At 67.1% G+C, this 17,463-nt stretch carries 16 protein-coding genes and 1 tRNA gene; 9 read left to right on the top strand and 8 right to left on the bottom strand.

Annotated elements, in window-relative coordinates:
- The first annotated feature begins 9 nt into the window (after positions 1-9).
- Positions 10-1,200 carry an amidohydrolase family protein gene (locus ACZ7PG_RS34785; protein ID WP_470243389.1) on the top strand — a complete coding sequence of 397 codons (1,191 nt, stop codon included), beginning with the start codon at positions 10-12 and terminating at the stop codon, positions 1,198-1,200.
- A gap of 20 nt (positions 1,201-1,220) precedes the next feature.
- Positions 1,221-2,108 carry a 1-aminocyclopropane-1-carboxylate deaminase/D-cysteine desulfhydrase gene (locus tag ACZ7PG_RS34790; protein ID WP_470243390.1) on the top strand — a complete coding sequence of 296 codons (888 nt, stop codon included), beginning with the start codon at positions 1,221-1,223 and terminating at the stop codon, positions 2,106-2,108.
- Positions 2,109-2,112: 4 nt separating this feature from the next.
- Here the strand turns inward: ACZ7PG_RS34790 and ACZ7PG_RS34795 are convergent, their stop codons facing one another.
- The gene (locus ACZ7PG_RS34795) at positions 2,113-3,099 is read right to left on the bottom strand and encodes a hypothetical protein (RefSeq protein WP_470243391.1); all 987 of its coding nucleotides are present in this window, start codon (positions 3,097-3,099) and stop codon (positions 2,113-2,115) included.
- A 722-nt stretch (positions 3,100-3,821) separates the two neighbouring features.
- Here ACZ7PG_RS34795 and ACZ7PG_RS34800 point away from each other — a divergent pair.
- Genes ACZ7PG_RS34800 through ACZ7PG_RS34825 form a run of 6 tightly spaced genes read left to right on the top strand, consistent with a single transcriptional unit; the run spans position 3,822 to position 8,020 of the window.
- Positions 3,822-4,652, top strand: coding sequence for a Scr1 family TA system antitoxin-like transcriptional regulator (locus tag ACZ7PG_RS34800; protein WP_470243392.1), 831 nt, complete (start codon positions 3,822-3,824; stop codon positions 4,650-4,652).
- Positions 4,649-4,909, top strand: a complete 261-nt coding sequence (locus ACZ7PG_RS34805; RefSeq protein ID WP_470243393.1) for a hypothetical protein — start codon at positions 4,649-4,651, stop codon at positions 4,907-4,909. Before ACZ7PG_RS34800 ends, ACZ7PG_RS34805 begins: the two co-directional genes overlap by 4 nt.
- An 18-nt stretch (positions 4,910-4,927) precedes the next feature.
- Positions 4,928-6,034, top strand: a complete 1,107-nt coding sequence (locus tag ACZ7PG_RS34810; RefSeq protein WP_470243394.1) for a radical SAM protein — start codon at positions 4,928-4,930, stop codon at positions 6,032-6,034.
- The gene (gene tmk / locus ACZ7PG_RS34815; RefSeq protein ID WP_470243395.1) at positions 6,031-6,663 is read left to right on the top strand and encodes a dTMP kinase; all 633 of its coding nucleotides are present in this window, start codon (positions 6,031-6,033) and stop codon (positions 6,661-6,663) included. Before ACZ7PG_RS34810 ends, tmk begins: the two co-directional genes overlap by 4 nt.
- A complete protein-coding gene (locus tag ACZ7PG_RS34820) occupies positions 6,654-7,469 on the top strand; it encodes an endonuclease/exonuclease/phosphatase family protein (RefSeq protein WP_470243396.1) in 816 nt (271 codons plus the stop codon). The genes tmk and ACZ7PG_RS34820 overlap by 10 nt, the downstream gene beginning before the upstream one ends.
- Before the next feature lie 56 nt (positions 7,470-7,525).
- On the top strand, positions 7,526-8,020 hold the full coding sequence (locus tag ACZ7PG_RS34825; protein ID WP_470243397.1) for an NUDIX domain-containing protein: 495 nt from the start codon (positions 7,526-7,528) through the stop codon (positions 8,018-8,020).
- Here the strand turns inward: ACZ7PG_RS34825 and ACZ7PG_RS34830 are convergent.
- The 4 genes from ACZ7PG_RS34830 to ACZ7PG_RS34845 all read right to left on the bottom strand — a co-directional run bounded on the left by ACZ7PG_RS34830 (position 8,010) and on the right by ACZ7PG_RS34845 (position 12,212).
- Positions 8,010-8,636, bottom strand: coding sequence for a GNAT family N-acetyltransferase (locus tag ACZ7PG_RS34830; protein WP_470243398.1), 627 nt, complete (start codon positions 8,634-8,636; stop codon positions 8,010-8,012). The two genes, ACZ7PG_RS34825 and ACZ7PG_RS34830, sit on opposite strands and share 11 nt — an antisense overlap.
- 46 nt (positions 8,637-8,682) lie before the next feature.
- Complete coding sequence (locus ACZ7PG_RS34835; protein ID WP_470243399.1) at positions 8,683-9,285, bottom strand: hypothetical protein; 603 nt, start codon at positions 9,283-9,285, stop codon at positions 8,683-8,685.
- A 733-nt stretch (positions 9,286-10,018) separates the two neighbouring features.
- Entirely contained in the window at positions 10,019-11,179 is a 1,161-nt protein-coding gene (locus tag ACZ7PG_RS34840; protein WP_470243400.1) for an AlbA family DNA-binding domain-containing protein, read from the bottom strand.
- A gap of 187 nt (positions 11,180-11,366) precedes the next feature.
- Positions 11,367-12,212 (bottom strand): DUF6338 family protein, encoded by an 846-nt coding sequence (locus ACZ7PG_RS34845; protein ID WP_470243401.1) that lies wholly within the window; start codon positions 12,210-12,212, stop codon positions 11,367-11,369.
- 662 nt (positions 12,213-12,874) lie between these two features.
- Between ACZ7PG_RS34845 and ACZ7PG_RS34850 the strand changes: the two genes are divergently transcribed.
- Positions 12,875-14,545, top strand: a complete 1,671-nt coding sequence (locus ACZ7PG_RS34850; protein ID WP_470243402.1) for a recombinase family protein — start codon at positions 12,875-12,877, stop codon at positions 14,543-14,545.
- On the opposite strand, the gene ACZ7PG_RS34855 is transcribed toward ACZ7PG_RS34850, so the two are convergent.
- From ACZ7PG_RS34855 to ACZ7PG_RS34865, 3 genes are all read right to left on the bottom strand, one after another.
- A tRNA-Leu gene (locus ACZ7PG_RS34855) sits at positions 14,510-14,593 on the bottom strand. The two genes, ACZ7PG_RS34850 and ACZ7PG_RS34855, sit on opposite strands and share 36 nt — an antisense overlap.
- On the bottom strand, positions 14,559-16,343 hold the full coding sequence (locus ACZ7PG_RS34860; protein ID WP_470243403.1) for an AfsR/SARP family transcriptional regulator: 1,785 nt from the start codon (positions 16,341-16,343) through the stop codon (positions 14,559-14,561). The genes ACZ7PG_RS34855 and ACZ7PG_RS34860 overlap by 35 nt, the downstream gene beginning before the upstream one ends.
- A 36-nt stretch (positions 16,344-16,379) precedes the next feature.
- Complete coding sequence (locus ACZ7PG_RS34865; RefSeq protein WP_470243404.1) at positions 16,380-17,318, bottom strand: NmrA/HSCARG family protein; 939 nt, start codon at positions 17,316-17,318, stop codon at positions 16,380-16,382.
- Positions 17,319-17,463 lie beyond the last annotated feature (145 nt).

Here is a 17,463-nt window from a genome sequence, read left to right on the forward strand (position 1 = left end):
CCCCCGCCTGTGCTCCAGCAGCTCCTCACCGCCGACCAGGTTCTCCCCGGCCCGGCCGGCCACCGGCTCCGCGATGGTGCCGTGCTGTTCCAGGACGGCATCCTCCTCGCCGTCGGCCCACGGGCGGACGTCGAGGGCCTTGCCTCGCCCGCCGCCGAACGGAAAGACTTCCCCGGCGGGACCATCCTGCCGGGCCTGATCAACTGCCACGTCCACCTCGTCTTCGACGGCGGTGGCGACCCGGTGCAAACCGCGGCCGAAGCGACCCACGCCGAGCTGGCCGACCGCGCCGCCCAGCTCCTGCGCTCCGGGGTGACCACCGTCCGCGACCTCGGTGACCGCGACGGTCTCGCCATCCAGTTCCGGGATCGGCAGGCGCATGGGCTGCGCGTACTCGCGTCCGGACCACCGATCACCGTGCCGAACGGGCACTGCTGGTTCCTCGGCGGCGCAGCCGACGGCGAAGCCGAGCTCCGAGCGCAGGTGCGGAAGAACGTAGACTTGGGCGCGAACGTCATCAAGGTCATGGCATCCGGCGGCCAGATCACCCCGAACTCGCCGGCGATGTGGGAGTGCCAGTTCACGGCCGCCGAGCTGGCCGCCATCGTCGACGAAGCCGGGAGGGCCGGGCTACCGGTCGCGGCGCACGCGCACGGCACGGACGCGATCGCCGCAGCTGTCGACGCCGGCGTCACCACCATCGAGCACTGCACCTGGCTTCGCGAAGGCGGAGGCGGCTACGACCTCCGCGACGACGTCGCCGAGAAGATGGCCGAACGCGGCATCTTCGCCTGCGTCGCCTGGCCCTCGGACTGGCGCGGCTTCATGAACCGGCTCGGAGCGGCCCGCGCCGACCAGGTGGCCGACCGATTCACTTGGATGGCCGAGCACGGAATCCGGATGATCCCCGGCACCGATGCCGGCGCGGGAACGTCGGGCTTCGACGACTTCGCCGGTGCCCTCCAGCTCTACGAGCACCTAGGGTTCGACCGCGAACACATCATCGACATGGCCACGACGACGAGCGCGGAAGCGCTGGGCATCGGCGACACAACCGGTCAGCTGACACCCGGCCTCTCAGCGGACCTGCTCGTCGTCGAAGGCGACCCCCTGCGCGACCTGGAGCTGCTGAGCTGTCTCGAGCTGGTGGTGGCTCAAGGTCAGGTCGTCGCAGATCAAGGAGAGCACGCCAAACGGTAGACAGCACTAAGGTGTCCTGTGTGAGCAGCATCGAAGACAGGATGGCCGGCTTCGTCAACCTGCCGTCCCCCGTCGTGGAGCTGCGTGACGAGCGGCTCGACCACCATGGCGTTCACCTTCAGCTCAAGCGGGATGACCTGATCAGCTCGGACATACCGGGAAACAAGTGGCGGAAGCTCCGTTACAACCTCGAAGCAGCTCAGAATCAAGGCTTCTCGCGACTCTTGACGTTCGGCGGCGCGTATTCGAACCACATCCGCGCGACCGCGGCCGCGGGCAAGCACCTGGGGTTCGAGACCGTCGGCGTCATCCGCGGCGAGAAGCACGAACCGCTCAACGACTCGCTCGCCTACGCCAGCGCGCACGGGATGACACTGACCTATTTGGACCGTACGACGTATCGACGCAAGGACGAAACCGACGTCATCGACGAACTGACCCGCGAGTTCGGGCCGTGCTACATCTTGCCCGAGGGCGGCAGCAACGGCCTCGCCGTCCGGGGCACCGCGGAACTGGTCGGCGAGATCACGACCGACTTCGACCTCGTTTGCTGCGCCACCGGAACCGGTGGAACCCTCGCTGGGATCGCGGCCGCCTTGTCAGGCCCGCAACGCGCGCTCGGGTTTGCCGTGCTGAAGGGAGGACGGTTCCTCGAGGATGAGGTTCGCCGCCTCCAGCTCGAAGCGTTCGGTGCGGCCACCACGAATTGGGACGTGGACGTCGACTTCCACTTCGGCGGCTACGCGAAACGCCGTCCAGCGCTCGACAGCTTCATCGAAGACTTCAATGACCGGCACGGAATCACCCTTGACTGGGTGTACGAGGCGAAGATGCTCTACGGGCTCTTCGCGCGCGCAGAAGCCGGCGATTTCACACCAGGCACACGTGTTGTCGCGGTGTTGAGCTAAGCCGCTACACCTTGCCGTGGAAGACTTCCTGGGCGGCTTGCGACGTGTCGGATCCGCATCGCTCCAGGCGCCATTCCCCGCTGTTGATGGCGAAATCCCGTCCGAAACCGAGCCACATCCCGCTCATCCGCCGCCCGGCCGGGTCGACCACGAGCTGCAGGGTGCCGTGATAAGCGGCGCCCTTGTAGTAGCCGGTGGGTGAGGTCTGCTCACGCCAGGTGCCGGTGGCGACCGCCATGTCCTTGTTCAGCTCGATCCGCAAGCGTGATCCCGTCGAATGCTGCAGGCTCTGCGCCACCAGACGAGCGCCGTGCTCCCGCAACACCACGTAGTGTTCGCCCGTGAACATCTTCTGCCGACCTGAGCTGGGGTACTGGTACTGACTGAACCAGATTCCGGAGAGACCCGTACCGGCCAGCTGCTCACCTTCCGACGTAACAGCGGCAGCCGTCGACTCGAGCCCGAGCGCCCAACCTGCCGACGCCAGCGACAAGGCCGCACTCACCTTCAACAGCATCGATCGCCGACTGACTGCGTCTCCCCCGGTGTGCGACCAAGTCGACGCCATCTGCGCAAGATCACGAACGTCGATGCCGTCGAGGCGGGCGACGAAATCCTGCAGCTCTACGGGTTCCGGTGGCCTGAGGTCGACCAGTTGCTGGCGGGCCTTGTGCGCGAGATCGGACGCGCGGAAGTCTGCGGCGTCGGAGACCAGGTCGGCGACGCTGCACTCGTAGAGCGCTGCCAGGTTCCCAAGAACGACAAGAGAAGGCGCGTGGCCGGTCTCGGCGGGCCACAGCTCCCAGTACGAGAAGTTCTTGAAGGTCTTGGGGTCTTCGGGCCATCGGGAATTCCAGCGATCGGCTACATCGCGCTGGCTCCAATCGCGCGCCAGGCGAAGAGCCACCCGCATGTTCACGTTGTACCGCTTGGAAAACACTTGTGCGATCTCGACCCATGTCTTTGACTGGGTACGGAGTTCAGCGGACAACTGTCGCTGCTCCTGTCGCAGGCTTCGGGTCGCGGGTGGCATCGAGCGGACTCCTCATCTGGATTTTCGTGCACCGTATCCGACCAGGATTGTCGCGCAGAAACTCCCGGTTGAACAGGGACACATTGCATCACAAGATCACCGTCCAGCTGGGTGGTTCACGGGTCTGATCTGCGGTTTTGTGGTTCCTACACCCCGGCAGCGGACCACATCAGTACCGACGCCATCCACCCGAAGGAGTTAACGATGGACAGCGCGGCCCGAACGGTGAACATCGCAGGCGCGGCCTGCGGATGCGCGGTCGGACTGGCGGCCGTCCTGCTGTTCGGCTGGTGGCTGTGGGCCCGGTTCGCTCGTCCGCACGGCCAGCACAGCAACCTCGACGACCACACCTCGGTCGCCCATCTCCTTCGCCAGAACACGACGCCGCCCGATTCCTCGCAGACGGGCTGGCACAAACATAAAATCGGAGTACCAGCGGCACGCGGACGACCGCCTTCGAGCAGGAGTCCCACTGCCGCTCATCGGTGGCCGAACGCCGGCGACCTTGCTTTGGCCGAGCAACCCCACCATGTGCTTCTGAGCCGAGTGGTTCACGGACTGCGTCACCTGCCAGACCCCGACGATCAGCGTGAAAGTCCTACCACGACTACGAACTCGGCAGCCTGAATCACAAACAAGCCGCTTTCCGCCATGTGGCAACGCTCAGCAAAGGATTCACCGTGGCACCAGCCATAACCAAGCCTGCCCTGCTCGCTGTCAGCACCAGCTTGCGAGAAGCCCGTGAACGCCAAGGGCTCGGCGTACGAGAGCTGGCCCGCCAGCTCGGAGTTTCCCCGTCACGTGTTTCGAGCTGGGAACTCGGCACCCTCGAGCCGAAGCCGACAGTCGCGGCGCGACTGCTCGGTAGCCTGCGGGTCGGCGGTTCCGAGTTCGATCAGGTCATGGAGATCTCCGAGCACCTCAGCGACCGGAACTTCATCGATCAGTCATCGTCACGCCTCGTCAACCTCTTGTGGGCGTACGAAAAGCTGGCGAGCCGCATCGTCGAATGGGCACCGTTCGCCATCCCAGATCTCCTTCAAACGCCCACATGTGGTGACACCGTCGTCGACATCCCGCTGGCGCGATCGGACCGTTTGGAGCAAGAGCGATTTCATCGCCAGTTCCGTCACGAGACCTTGGACGAGGGCACCCGCCAGTACCTGTTCATGATCGGACAGCAGGCGCTCGACAACCTTCGCGACGATCCGGACACAGCCCCACAACAGATCGCGCACCTTCGCGCGTCGGAAAAGCTGAAGCACATCACCATCCGGGTCGTCCCGCCGACCGTGCGCGCATCACGGTCGATATCCCCGTTCACGCTATTCGAGCTGGGGGAAGGCGCGTTCGCTGTCGCACTGCGGCACAACTACTGCACTTCATACCTGACAGACGCGCTCCTGGTCGACGGATACAGCGACACCGCAAGAACCATTCAGCGGCAAGGAATCCGAGACTTCATGACTGTGGAGCAGTGGGGCGACTCGGCCGAAAGGCAGGCATCGTGACGACCGCGGTGATCTATGTCGACGAGCAGACCACCCGTCCCGTCATCGACGGCAAGTGGCACCGGCTCAAGTTCGTCGAATTCTCGGAGCCCGGCCAGCCCATCACCATGCTCTGCGGCGCTTCCGGAGCTGTCCAGCTACGGCCGTCGCATGCGCGCCGGAGTCGCCAGATCCCTCGGCAATGCGAGAGCTGCGACCGAATCTACCGCCTCGACCAAGGTATCCCGCTCCAGCAGGACCGTCTTCGCATCCGCTGAACACTGGAGGACCGAACGATGATCGTCCGTCCGATTGCCATCGAAAAGCAGGCTTCGAGCTGCTACTTCCGCACCACCGTCGACTCGCCGTACCGCAAGGCTCTGGTGCAGATCACCGAGCGGTGCAACCTGAGCTGCGCGCACTGCTTCGTCTCGGCGACCAAGCACGGCAAGGACATGCCGCTCACCGAGGTCGTGAAGAAGGTCGTGCCGCGGCTGGCCGACGCCCGGGTCCGGCGGGTGACGCTGACTGGCGGCGAGCCGACCGTCCACCCTGACTTCCTCGGCATCGTGCACGCCTTCCGCAACGCCGGGATCGATGTCGGCATCTGCACCAACGCCACCGAGCTGGACGACAAGCTGATCCGGCAGCTCGTCACCGCCGGGGTCCACGTCAACGTCTCGCTCGACGGGTTCGCCGCCGACTCCCACGGCCTGTTCCGCGGCGACCGTACCTCGTTCGACGTGACCGTGGCGAACGTCCGCAAGCTCGCCGCGGCCGGCCTGCTGCAAGGGCTGTTGTGCACGCCGAACTCCCTGGCCGCTAACGAGGAGTACGTCCGGCTGTGCGAGTTCGCCCGCGAGAACGGCGCCCGCTACGTCCTGCTCAACCCACTCGGCAGCATGGGCCGCGGCGTGAAGTCCCAGCGGAAACTCGCGAAGACAACCATGCACATGCAGGAGATCTTCGAGCTGACCGCGCCCTTCGACGGCCCTGACCTCGACATCGCCCACATCCGGTTCCCCAACACCGGCCGTAAACCGCTGGCCGGTTGCGAGGCCGGGACGATCATCTACGTCTTCACCTCGGGCGAGGTTACCGTCTGCCCGTACCTGGTCTTCGCCGCTCGGACCCCGATCTCCCGCCACCCCGACACCGACTTCATCGTCGGCAACATCTTCACCGACCGCGACCTGGCTGCCCGCCTCGACAACTACCGCTTCCACGACCGGTTCCAGGTCGGCGCGAACCCGACCTGCACGTCCTGCAGCCTCGAATCCGCCTGCGGCAAGGGCTGTCCGGCCGCGGTCGTCGCGGCCGGCGTCCGCATCGGCGACGTCGACGCCGAGCTGTGTCCGGTGACCGCCGAGAGCCGCCGCCTGCTGCCCCTGGACGTCGCATGAGCGCGCCGCGACTGCCGGGCAAGCTGGTGACCTTCGAAGGGCCCGGCGGCGTCGGCAAGACGACGATCACCGCCCTGGTCGCTGAGCTGCTCCAAGAAGACGGCGTCCCCGTGCACGCCACCATCCAGCCGTCCCGCTCTCCCCTGGGCGACCTGGCGCGCCACGGCACCGACACCTACCGCGACATGACCCTGGCCTGCCTCTGCGCGGCCGACCGGCATCACCAGCTGGCCATCGAGATCCTCCCGGCCCTGGCCGAAGGCAAGATCGTGCTCTGCGACCGGTACGTGGCATCGTCGCTGGTCCTGCAGGGGTTCGACGACATCCCTCTCGATGTCGTCTGGGCGCTCAACCACGACGTGTGCCGCCCCGACCTGGTCTGCACGCTCAGCGCAGCCCCAGTTGCCGTCGAACAACGCCTGCGTGCTCGCGGTGGGCACAGCCGCTTCGAGCGTGCCGTCGGGAGCAGCTTCCGCGAAACGTACGGCTACCTGGCGGCGACAACGTTCCTGCGCGACCAGGGCTGGCCCGTCCATGTCATCGAGTGCACCGACGATCCCCGTACAACGGCTGGCACCATCATCGACCTGATCCACCGCACCCTCACGGAGAACCCGGCGTGCCCCTGACCGTCCTCACACTCAACGTCGGCAACCCCGCCCTCGAGCGAGCCCGTCGCCAACGTGACTGGCTCGCCCGTCGCGGCGAGGACGTCTTCGTGCTCACCGAAACCGGCTCCGGGCCCGGCACCCGCCTGATTGCCGACTCGTTCACCGACGCCGGATGGTCGGTCACGTTCCCTAAGCACCCCGACAAGGAACGCGGCGTCATGCTGCTGTCCAAGCTCGAGTCCACGGTGGATCCCATCGGCGCCGCGATGACCTACCTGCCCGCCCGGCTGGCCGGCATCGTGGTGGACACCGACCGCGGACCGCTGCGCATCCTCGGCGCCTACGTCCCTTCCCGCGACGCCACCGAAGCGAAGACCACCCGCAAACGCAGCTGGATCGACGCCTTCCACCAGGCCTACGAGGCCACCGCCGACGACGCCCCAGCCCTCCTCCTGGGCGATCTCAACGTCTTCGAGCCTGGCCACGTGCCACCGCATCCCGGCCAGTTCGCCCCGTTCGAGACCGCCTTCTACACCGAGCTGACCCACCGCCACGGTCTAGCCGACGCCTTCCGTGCGCTGCAGCCGACCGCCGTCGAGCACAGCTGGGCCCGCCGCGCCGAACTCGGCTACCGCTACGACCATGCCCACGCCTCCACCGCGCTGCTCGAACACTTGGCGCACTGCTCGTACGTGCACGACACCCGCTCAGGGGCCCCTGCGCTCACCGACCATTCGGGACTCGCCGTCGAACTGACACTGACCGCGACCGCGCCGCTGATAACGTCCGACCCGGCCGCGGACCGCGAGGCAACGCTCTTCTGAACCTGGATACTCGTGCCCGGCCGCCACGCCAGCCGCCGAGCACGAGGACCCACCGCATGACCGTCGCCAGCGAACCGGCCCTGCGGGTCGGCGCCCGCGTCCTGCTCCTCAACCGCGACGACGAAGTCCTGCTCATCCACGCCCGCGACCCCGACGACCCCGGCCACCACTGGTGGGAACTCCCCGGCGGCGGGCAGGACCCCGGCGAGAAGCTCGAACACACCGCACGCCGCGAGATCGCCGAGGAAACCGGGCTCGTCCTTGACGAGATCGGCCGCAAGCTCTGGACACGCGAAAGCCGGTTCACCTACCGCGGCCGCGACCACCACCGCCTCGACCACGTCTACCTGGCACGCACCGGCCAAGACGCGCCGCAAGTCGCCGTCCGGTACACCGCCAACGAGCGCGCGGGCCTCATCGAGCGCCGCTGGTGGCCGGCCGTCGCGCTGGGCGGGTGCGAGGACAAGCTGCTCCCGGCCGAGCTGCCGGAGCTCCTCGAGGCGCTCCTTGATGACCGGTTCCCCGATACTCCCCCGGCTCTTACCGCCTGACGTCGCCGTCACCGCGGTGGGTGCATGGTGGTTCGGCGCGGCGCATGGCGATGCGCGCCCGGAACGACTGGGCCACCGGTCCGTCAGGTAGCGGGGCTGTCCACCGGTAGGCGGGAGCGCGGGCTACTGCGGCGGCGACGAGCGTGCGCCCGTAGCCGAGCAACCGGTAACCCGCGAGGACGTGGACGTAGTCGAGGGTGGCAGTCCGGCACGGGACGCAGATGCTGAGCGTCACGGTCGCGACCTGCGCGCGGTCGAGGTGGAGGTCGATCTGACCGGCCAGCGTCCCAGGCGATGGCGCGCGGACGATGAGGAGGAGTCCGTCGCCGAACGCCGGGTCGAACGCCCGCGGGCTCGTGACGTCGAGGTGAGCCCATTCGGCGAGGCGCCGCTTGGACGGGTTGCAGGCCTCGTCCGAGCGGCAGACCTCGCAAAGGGTGGCGTGGAGCCGGTAGCGATGGCTGTAGGGCGCGAGCTTGTCGTAGAGATCGAGGTTCAGCCAGTGCCCGCGCAGGCAGGTGGCCGGCTGGCCGGTCGATGGTCGGAGCGGAATCAGTTCGCCGAACTCCCGGCGCGCGCCCGATCGGACCGCGCCGCCGGCTTGATCGCCGATCATCGGGCGAGGCGCCGCTGGCCGATAGCACCTGACCAGGCTGCAGGGCTCATCCGGCGGCCTCGGTCAGGCCGCGCCGGGCGAGCGGACGGCCCGCGGCGGCCGCACCTCCCGGGCCAGGCAGCTGGAGGGCGACGGTCTGCGGACGAGCTGCGGCGCCGCGGCCGCGGCTGGTGACGACGACGTCGCGGTACTCCAGGTGGCCGAACCCGTCGTCGGTCAGGCCACGCCACTTGCGTCGCGAGACGTGCAGCTCAAGGTCGACTCCCGGCCACGCGCCGGCGGTGATCAGCACCGCACCCCGGTTGCGAACCCGCCCGGCCAGCCTGCGGGCCAGCTGCGGCTGAACTCCTCGCACGGCACCCGGGCCCAGAACGACCAGGTCGAACCCGTCGATCAACGCCGACACGACCGCGACGACCTCCGCCCCGGGGTTGGGTACGAGCGCGAACCGGTCCAGGTCGATACCGAGCTCGGCGGCCGCGGTGGCCCCGAGCTCCGGCATCCCGGCGATCGCCGCCCACGAGCCCTGCTGCGTCGCCTCGGCGAGCAGAGCCAGAACCAGGGCGGTCGAGCCCGAGACTGACAGCGTCGTGCCGCGCCGCAGCCCACCGCCGGCCAGCAGCTCGGCGAGCGCGGGCGTTACCGGCAACGATCCGGCTCCGAGGCGCCGGCCGCGGCCGGCGCCTCGGAGCTCGGCTGCTTCAGCTCGGCGGCCGTGCGGACACCTGGAATCGCCGCGAGCCCGGCCACTGCCTCCGGCACCGCCACCACGCACCTCCAGCACCACGAACACGCACCGGAGACACCCGCGGGGAAGACACGAGTGCACCCGAACACTAATCGAACACTTGTTCGGATACTGCGAGACGGAGACCCGCCCTGTCAAGCCGAGCGGCCGAACGTCACCCTGCGATGGAGTGGCTGATGCGCAGAGCGCTCAAGGGAGCACTTGCTGTCAGTAGTTAGTGCGTTGACCAGCATAAACACAGCACATCCAGCAATCGGGAGGCCGTCGCGTCTCGACGCGAACGGAGGTTGGACATGCTGAGCGTCCCTCATTGAACGTCCCGAGTGGATCAAGCCGATGCTCGCGAAGGCTGACGGCGGGCGACTGCGCAAGGACTCGAACTCGGCATATATGTACAAGCCAGACGGCTACCACGCCTGCATGCAGACTGCCGCCGACGGCACCACTACATCCATCAGTGCCACCGGAACGCCGCGGGCGCTACCAGGCCGACCGAGGCTCACGCCACTGCAACGAACCTTCGACGAGGCGTCCGTCCAGTTCCTCACCTCAACTTGCTGCACTCAGTTCCCCCTCGGCGAGTCAGCCGCACATGGAACTCCGCAACTTGCCCCTTTGGAGAATTCTACCGCAATCAATTCCTAATTGCTTCACGGAACTTATTCGTCAAACTATCCGGATCATCAAGAGCCTTGTCTAGATCACCGCGAATTTCCGCGCGCAAATCTGGGAGTTCTGGCGCCCGATAGACTGGATTCGCAAGGAATTCTTTAATCTCCACAATAGCAGAATGCCACCATTTCAATGTTCCCCTGGCGCCGCGCTGCTCCTTTCTATCCGAAAGAGTCTCTTCCCAAACCTTTAGCTCCCAAGAATTTCGCACACTATCCAAAGGGATCCCCGCTTGAAGGAGCTCGTGCAGATCCGAAAAAAGCCGTTCAGCGCGACCAGATGAACGTTGCCAGGTATCGACCGTGAAGGCCCACCAGACTCTTATACGGATCCGCGCGACACGTGCAGCGAGCGCTTCCAACGAGTCGCCTTGGAGCTCGTCAACCACTTCCTGAAGATCACGGACCAGGCGTTCAACATTGGATAAATCTTGTTCAACTGTATAAGCAGTGCTCTCCGCGGCGCTGGCGGCCGTCGCGGCCATACCCGCCGTTTCGGTGAGTTCCTCCAACGGGCGAGCGATATTGCGGTCGATGGCATCCGTGATTTCGTCGACCTGCTCCCCAACAGCGCCTACGGCATCCCGCAGTTCCGACGCAGTGTGACGGAACCTAGCCGCAAAGCTCCCCGCCTCCCGATCGAGGTAAATTCGAAGCAACTCGTCATCGGTGAGCGCGCGCGTGGAGCGGCCTTGTCGCGTCTGACGGCGCCCTTCGTCATCGAAGTGAGGCGGCATGGTGGGCCGAACTTCAATTCGAAGGAACGGAGCATTCTCGTCCACCGCCTCCTCGACGATGAAAACCTCGACCGGGATCGGCCGAGTCTTGCTCGCCAGATCTTGTAGTCGCGCGACCGCCTTATCAAGCCCCTTCGGCAAGCCGCACGGTACGCCATACACCAATCCGGTTTCAGCATCCTCGACCTCGTCGACCCCGACGAGGAGTTGGGCGACCTCGCGAGCAGGATCAAGGGCAACCCAGTTCGCCAGCGTCGCCAGCACCTTAGGCGAGACGGCTTCGGCATCTCGCTTGAACTCGTGTCGTCCAGACTCGCCAAGCTTGAGCATCTGCTCAGCCTCGGCGCTCATCTGCATGTAGCGCGTCGGCCGCGCAGCGACATCCATACAAAGGTTCTAACAGAACAGTCTTACCGCCATCGGCAGGGCAACCAACGACACGCTGAAGATTTTCGAGGTGCGGCTTCGAACACGAACGCCGATACGGATCAGGCGGACGATCGTTCACTGCACCGACCGACACGCATCCGTCCGCTGAGTCGACCACGAACGCCTTGTTCGGGCTGAGCCACTCTCAGGGGTACGTCGCAGCCAGCAAGAACGAGCCCAGCAGCTCGAAGCAGAAGGTGACCAGCAGCCACCGGCGTGCCTCAGTCGCCGCCACCAATCTACCGAGCCGCGTGGTCCGGAGTCGCTCGCTCATAGAAGCTCTACGGGACCGGGTCCCAACGAGAAGACTTCGTGTCGGCGACGAGTAGTACAGGACCCGGATGTCTTTGATCTCGTTGCCTCGGATGATCACCGCGCTCCACCGTTCGGCGTCCAGTGACTCCCATTGCTCACCGGACGGTCTAGTAACCAGATTCGGGCCGCTGATCGTCAGTTCCCGGTCGTCGACTGCGGGGCTATTGTCGTAGGCAGAGAGTCGGCCACGGTAAAGAACATCGCCATCGGTTCTCACTTGTACGTAGACGAACTCGGGCGGTGACAGGCCTCTCCTCGCGGCCTCTCGCCTCGGAATCCGATCGAAGTACGAGACCCACAGACTCTCCTGCCGAATCTCCGCGTGCGCGGACTTCCCCGGGGTGTTGTACACCCAAACCGCCGGGATCGTCATCGCGAAGACCAGAAACCAGACCAGCGTCCAGACGACGGTCTCGAGATGTGACGCAACGTAAGACGGTTGAGAGAGCAGCGCCTGAGGATCGGCCAGCAGCCGCGGGTTGATCGCGCGAATAGGGCCGAGCAAGACCAAGACGGCAAGGCTGATGAGCACACCGGCCAACAAGATCCGCGACGCCTCGACGAAGGTTGAATCCCCCCGTCCTGGGCGCGAGCGTAGTCGGATGAGTTCGTACCAGATCCCTGGCGCCAGTATCAGCAGGAGCCCGACCAGGCCGCCTGCGCTCGTCGGTACCACCTGCTACTCGGCGCCCACGTCTGGGATCGGCTCCGTGGCCGGGGGCGTCGACTGCGGGGGCGTTGTCGGATCGGGGATTGTCGGTGAAAAGACGACTGGGGCACCGGGATCGATCGTGACCCCTTTGTTGAGGGTCTCATCCAAGTTCTGCGTGGCCGTCAAGTAGTTCTCCGGCTGCCCGCTCGATTGATTCGTCATGTCGGAACGGTCGCTCGTCGAGTCGCTGACGTTACGACTGGACGAAGCCTGGGCATGCCGACGCAACCGTGTCCGAGCGGCCGCCCTTTACAACCTGGTGTCGTCGTGTCTCCTCGCTGCTTCACGAGCGGAGTTGGTCGTCGAGACGCGCACCGGCGAAGTCGACCTGGCTGGGTACTTCCGCTCTGGCCGCTACGACGGTGTCGTGGACGATCCGTGCACACCGACCAAGCTCCTGGGGCGAACATGACGCTTCCTCCGAACACCACTCCGCGTCCAAGCGCAGCACCCCGGGGTTCACGACCGCCGACGCGCCAGGACGCCGTTGGTAGTCGGCCTCGACCTGATCGTCGGCGGGACGTCGCGCCGACGGTGCTGCTGCCGACATCCCCTCCGCAGTTGTCGCACGGGGCTGCGGGCGCTCTGTTGCGGCTGCTGCTCGACGCGGACAAGGCGGCCTGACCATGCGGTTCGCGTTCTACGGCCGGGTCTCCACCGAAGACCAGCAAGATCCCGAGGCCTCCCGGAACTGGCAGTTGGCCCGGGCCAAGGCGCTGGTCGACAAGCACGGCGAGATCGTCGCCGAGTTCTTCGACATCGGGCAGTCCCGCTCGATCCCCTGGAAGCGCCGACCCGAGGCGATCAGGTTGCTCGCGGCGATGCGCGACCCCGACCGTGGCTTTGATGCCGTCGTGATCGGCGAGCCGCAGCGCGCGTTCTACGGCAATCAGTACGGGCTGACCTTCCCCGTGCTCGTCCACTACGGCGTCGGGCTGTGGGTGCCAGAGGTCGGTGGCGCGATCGAGCCGGAGTCCGAAGCCCACGATCTCGTCATGTCCGTGTTCGGCGGGATGAGCAAGGGCGAACGCAACCGGATCAAGATCCGCGTCAGGGCCGCCATGGCCGCCCAAGCCTCCGTCGAAGGACGCTTCCTCGGCGGCCGACCACCCTACGGCTACCAACTCGCCGACGCCGGACCTCACCCCAACCCGGCCAAAGCCGCTGAAGGCAAACGGTTGCATCGCCTCGAACCCGACGCCGCCACCGCACCGGTCGTGCAGCGCATCTACGCCGAGTACATCGCCGGCCGCGGGAAGTTCGCCATCGCCGAGGCACTCACCCGCGACGGCATCCTCTCCCCCTCGAGCAACGACCCGGCCCGCAACCGGCATCGCACCGGCGTCGCCTGGGCCAAAGGCGCCGTCGGCGTCATCCTGACCAACCCCCGCTACACCGGCCGCCAGGTCTGGAACAAGCAGCGCAAAGACGAAGTCCTCATCGACGTCGAAGACGTCGGACTCGGCCACGAAACCAAGATGCGCTGGAACGACCGCGACAAGTGGATCTTCTCCGAACAGATCGTCCACGAACCGATCATCGACGTTGAGACCTTCCAACGCGCGCAGGAGATCGCCGCCGCCAAGGGCGCCGGCCGCAAGACGAGGGAACGGACCCGCACCCAGCACCGCTACGTCCTGCGCGGCTTGCTGCAATGCGGCATCTGCGGCCGTCGTATGCAGGGCCAGAAGAGCCGTGACCAGCTCTTCTACCGCTGCCGCTATCCCAACGAGTACGGGCTGGCCAATAAGACCGAGCACCCCCGCAACGTCTACCTCGCCGAGCGGGATCTGATCGGACCGCTCGACACCTGGCTCACCACCTGCTTCGCACCCCATCGCCTCACTGAGACCATTCAGGACCTCTACGAGGCCCAGCCCGAACTCGATGTCGATCCCGGCGCAGTAGCTGCCGCCAAGGCGGTCGAGGAATGCGACCGAGCGCTCGGACGCCACCGCGCAGCCCTCGAAGCCGGAGCCGACGTCAAGCTGGTCACCGCCTGGATCACCGAAACGCAAGCCCGGCGCGCGGAGGCCAAAGCATGCCTCGTCGCACGCCCCCTGCCCCAACGGCTGACCAAGGACCAGATCGCCGAACTGATCGAGCGGCTGGGCGACATCCGGAACGTGCTGGCCGCAGCCGACGCCGACCGCAAAGCGGAGGTCTACCGGCAGCTCCAGCTACACGCGACCTACCACCCCGGAAAACGACTAGTGCGCATCGAGACTAGTCTCGATGCGCACAGTTGGGGTTATGGGAAGTGTCCGAGGGGGGACTTGAACCCCCACGCCCGTTAAGGGCACTAGCACCTCAAGCTAGCGCGTCTGCCATTCCGCCACTCGGACCTGCTGAAGAAAGAGTATACGGCTCCCCCGCACCCTTCTTCAGGGGGGTCTGGATCGACCCTCTGTGACCCTCTGGCATCATCCGGTGGCTTGCGACTTCCTGCATCGATTCAGCCCGGCCTCGGGCGTACCTGCGGACCGGCTCCTGGTAGCTGTAGCGCTCCGGGCCCGGGGACTCCAGCAAGTGCACGTCCATCAGGGACTCCAGCAGGTTTGCCGTGTCCGACTGCCCGAGGTCCAGGACCTCGGTCGCCGTCGCCGTCGAGAACGTCGGGAATGCCGACAGCCGCTCGAATGCCCGGATCTGCCACGGCGTCAGCTCCGCCAGTGCCGACTCGTACGGCTTCTCTATCGCCTCGCACTCCGGGGGCCTTGTCGGCGAGCCCGGTGTCGGGGGACCCACTCGCTTCAGTGCCTCTGCCATCGTCCAACCCGGGCGGGCTGCCAGGCGCGTCCCTATCGCCTGGAGCACCTGGGGTAGGCCCGCCGTGCCTGCTGCCAGCCTTCGGGACTCCGGGAGCTCGCGGCTCACTCGGTCCCGGCCCACCAAGTGCGACAGCAATGCCAGGGAATCCGGGAGATCCAGGCCGCCCAGTTTCGTCCATTGTGCGTGAGGCAGGTCGTACGAACGCTGACGCGCCGTGATCAGCACTGCCGGACCTCCCGTGCCCGGGAGCAGGGGGCGGATGTCGTCGGCGGGGCCGGCGTTGTCCAAGATCACCAGCACCCGTCGGCCCGTTGTGCGGGTTCGCCACAGCGCCGCGCGCTCGCTGGGTGACGTCGGGAGGTTCGTGCTGCCGATGCCGTGCAGCAACTCCGACAACGGGTCCGCCGATGCCGCCATGTCCAGGAACAGGCGGCCGTCCGGGAAGTCGGGGGTCAGGGTGTGGCCCAAGTGGACCGCCAGCGTCGTCTTGCCGATCGCCACCAAACCCTCGATGCCGATCACCGGGACCGCGAACCGCGAAGTCAGCGCCTGGGACAGCGCCGTCGTCTCCGCTGCCCTGCCGACGAACTCCGGGAGGTCCGGGGGCAGCTGTGAGGGGCGCGTCATCGGTGCCAGCGAGGGGTCCGCCGCCAGGATCCGGCGCTGCATCTCCTGCAGCTCGGGGCCGGGATCGAGGCCCAGTTCGGACTCGAGGAGGCGCTGCGTCCGGGCGTAGACGTCCAGGGCCTCGGCTTGGCGACCCGAGCGGTACAGCGCCAGCATCTGCAGCTCGCGGGGCCGCTCGCGCAACGGCTGCTCGGCGATCAGGTCCGTCAACGCCGCCGCCGCTTCGACGTGCCGGCCGGCCGCGATGTCCGCTGCCGCCAGGTCCTCCCGGGCCGTCGAACGCAGCTGCAGCAGGCGGACGCGCGCCGCCTCCGCGTAGTCGCCGTTCACTCCGGCCAGCGGGGTTCCGTGCCACCAGCGCAGAGCCGCGCGCGGGTGGCCGGAGGACAGCAGGCGCTGGAACTCCGTCACGTCCAGGGACTCCGCCCGGATCGCATAGCCGCCGGCGGCGGACTCGATCGGCACGCCCGCGTGCCGCAGGCGCGACACGTACGAGCGCACCATGCCGATCGCCGCCCGGGGCTCGGCGCCGCCCCACAACGCCGAGACCAGCTGGGACGGCGACAGCGGCGTGCCCTCCTGCAGGAGCAGCACCGCCAGCGCCGCCCGCTGCTGGGGCGGGCCCAGCTCGATCTCGGTGTCGCCGCGCCACGCGCGGATCGGCCCCAGGACTTCGAACCGCATCGCATCGGTCACGCAGAGCGCAACCGGTGGCCGCGGACACCTATTCCGTCACAGCCCCTGGAAGGCGTCCCGGTGGGAGGCGAGCCAGGTGGCGAAGTCCTGCAGCCGCGGGTTCAGCCGCCGCACCGCCTCCGGATCGCGCGCGCCGGCGAACACGTCTTCGTGCTCCGCGTAGTAGAAGAACATGTTCGAGAGGTCGTCGGCGCCGGGGAAGCCCGACGTCCGCAGCGCCTCGACGCTCATCGGCCGGTACGCGACGTCCGTCCCGAGCTCCTTGGCGAACGCCGCCGCGTACTCCTCGCCGGTCAGGTTCTCGCCGGAGATGCTGATCCGCTCCCCCGCCGCCGACGGGCCCTGCGCGAAGACGCCGAACGCGGTCCGCCCGATGTCCTCCGCCGCGATGCCCGGCAGGCGCGCGTCGCCCATGGGCAGGTGCAGCGCGAGGACGCCGTCGTCGCGGACCGGGCGGAAGAAGTCGACGAAGGCCTCGAAGTAGAACGTCGTCGAGAGGAACGTCGTCGGCACGCCCGCCTCGACGAAGAACGCCTCCGCCTCGGCCTTGCTGTCGAAGTGCGGGACCTTGTAGCGCTCGTGGAGCGTCGGGACGCGGTCGTCGCGCAGGTGCAGGCGCGTGTCCGGCAGCGTCGACCAGATCACGTGCTTCAGGCCCGCGACCGAAGCCGCCGCCGCCATCGCGCGGGCCTGCTGCTGCTCGCGTTCGACGGAGTTGTACTCCCAGAACGCCGTGACCAGGTACGCGCCGTACGCGCCTTCGAGCGCCTTCGTGAGGCTTGCTTCATCGTCGAGGTCCGCGGTGACGACTTCGGCGCCGCGCTCGGCCAGTTCCCGGGCGGCCGCTGAGTCGGGGTTGCGGGTGAGGGCGCGCAGGGCGAACCGCTGCTCCGGGTCGTCGAGGATCGCGCGGGCCAGCCCGCCGCCCTGCTGGCCGGTCGCGCCGACGACGGCGATGAGCTTCTTCTCGGACATCGGGAACCTCCTGGGGTCGGGCCGGGCGTTCCGGCCACCGGTCCAGGTAAGCGCGGCGATGTGCACGGCTGCTGCACGCCGCGTGCACGCGGTTTACAAGACCGCCGCGGATTCCTAGGATTCGCCGGTCGGGCCGCAGAAACTG

The sequence above is a fragment of the Amycolatopsis sp. NPDC114504 genome (assembly GCF_055633595.1).

Bases quoted from the DNA above. Each gene is read 5' to 3' on its own strand.
- ACZ7PG_RS34810 (WP_470243394.1), top strand. From the start codon at position 4,928: ATGATCGTCCGTCCGATTGCCATCGAAAAGCAGGCTTCGAGCTGCTAC.
- tmk (WP_470243395.1), top strand. From the start codon at position 6,031: ATGAGCGCGCCGCGACTGCCGGGCAAGCTGGTGACCTTCGAAGGGCCC.
- ACZ7PG_RS34825 (WP_470243397.1), top strand. From the start codon at position 7,526: ATGACCGTCGCCAGCGAACCGGCCCTGCGGGTCGGCGCCCGCGTCCTG.
- ACZ7PG_RS34830 (WP_470243398.1), bottom strand. From the start codon at position 8,636: ATGATCGGCGATCAAGCCGGCGGCGCGGTCCGATCGGGCGCGCGCCGG.
- ACZ7PG_RS34840 (WP_470243400.1), bottom strand. From the start codon at position 11,179: ATGGATGTCGCTGCGCGGCCGACGCGCTACATGCAGATGAGCGCCGAG.
- ACZ7PG_RS34850 (WP_470243402.1), top strand. From the start codon at position 12,875: ATGCGGTTCGCGTTCTACGGCCGGGTCTCCACCGAAGACCAGCAAGAT.
- ACZ7PG_RS34865 (WP_470243404.1), bottom strand. From the start codon at position 17,318: ATGTCCGAGAAGAAGCTCATCGCCGTCGTCGGCGCGACCGGCCAGCAG.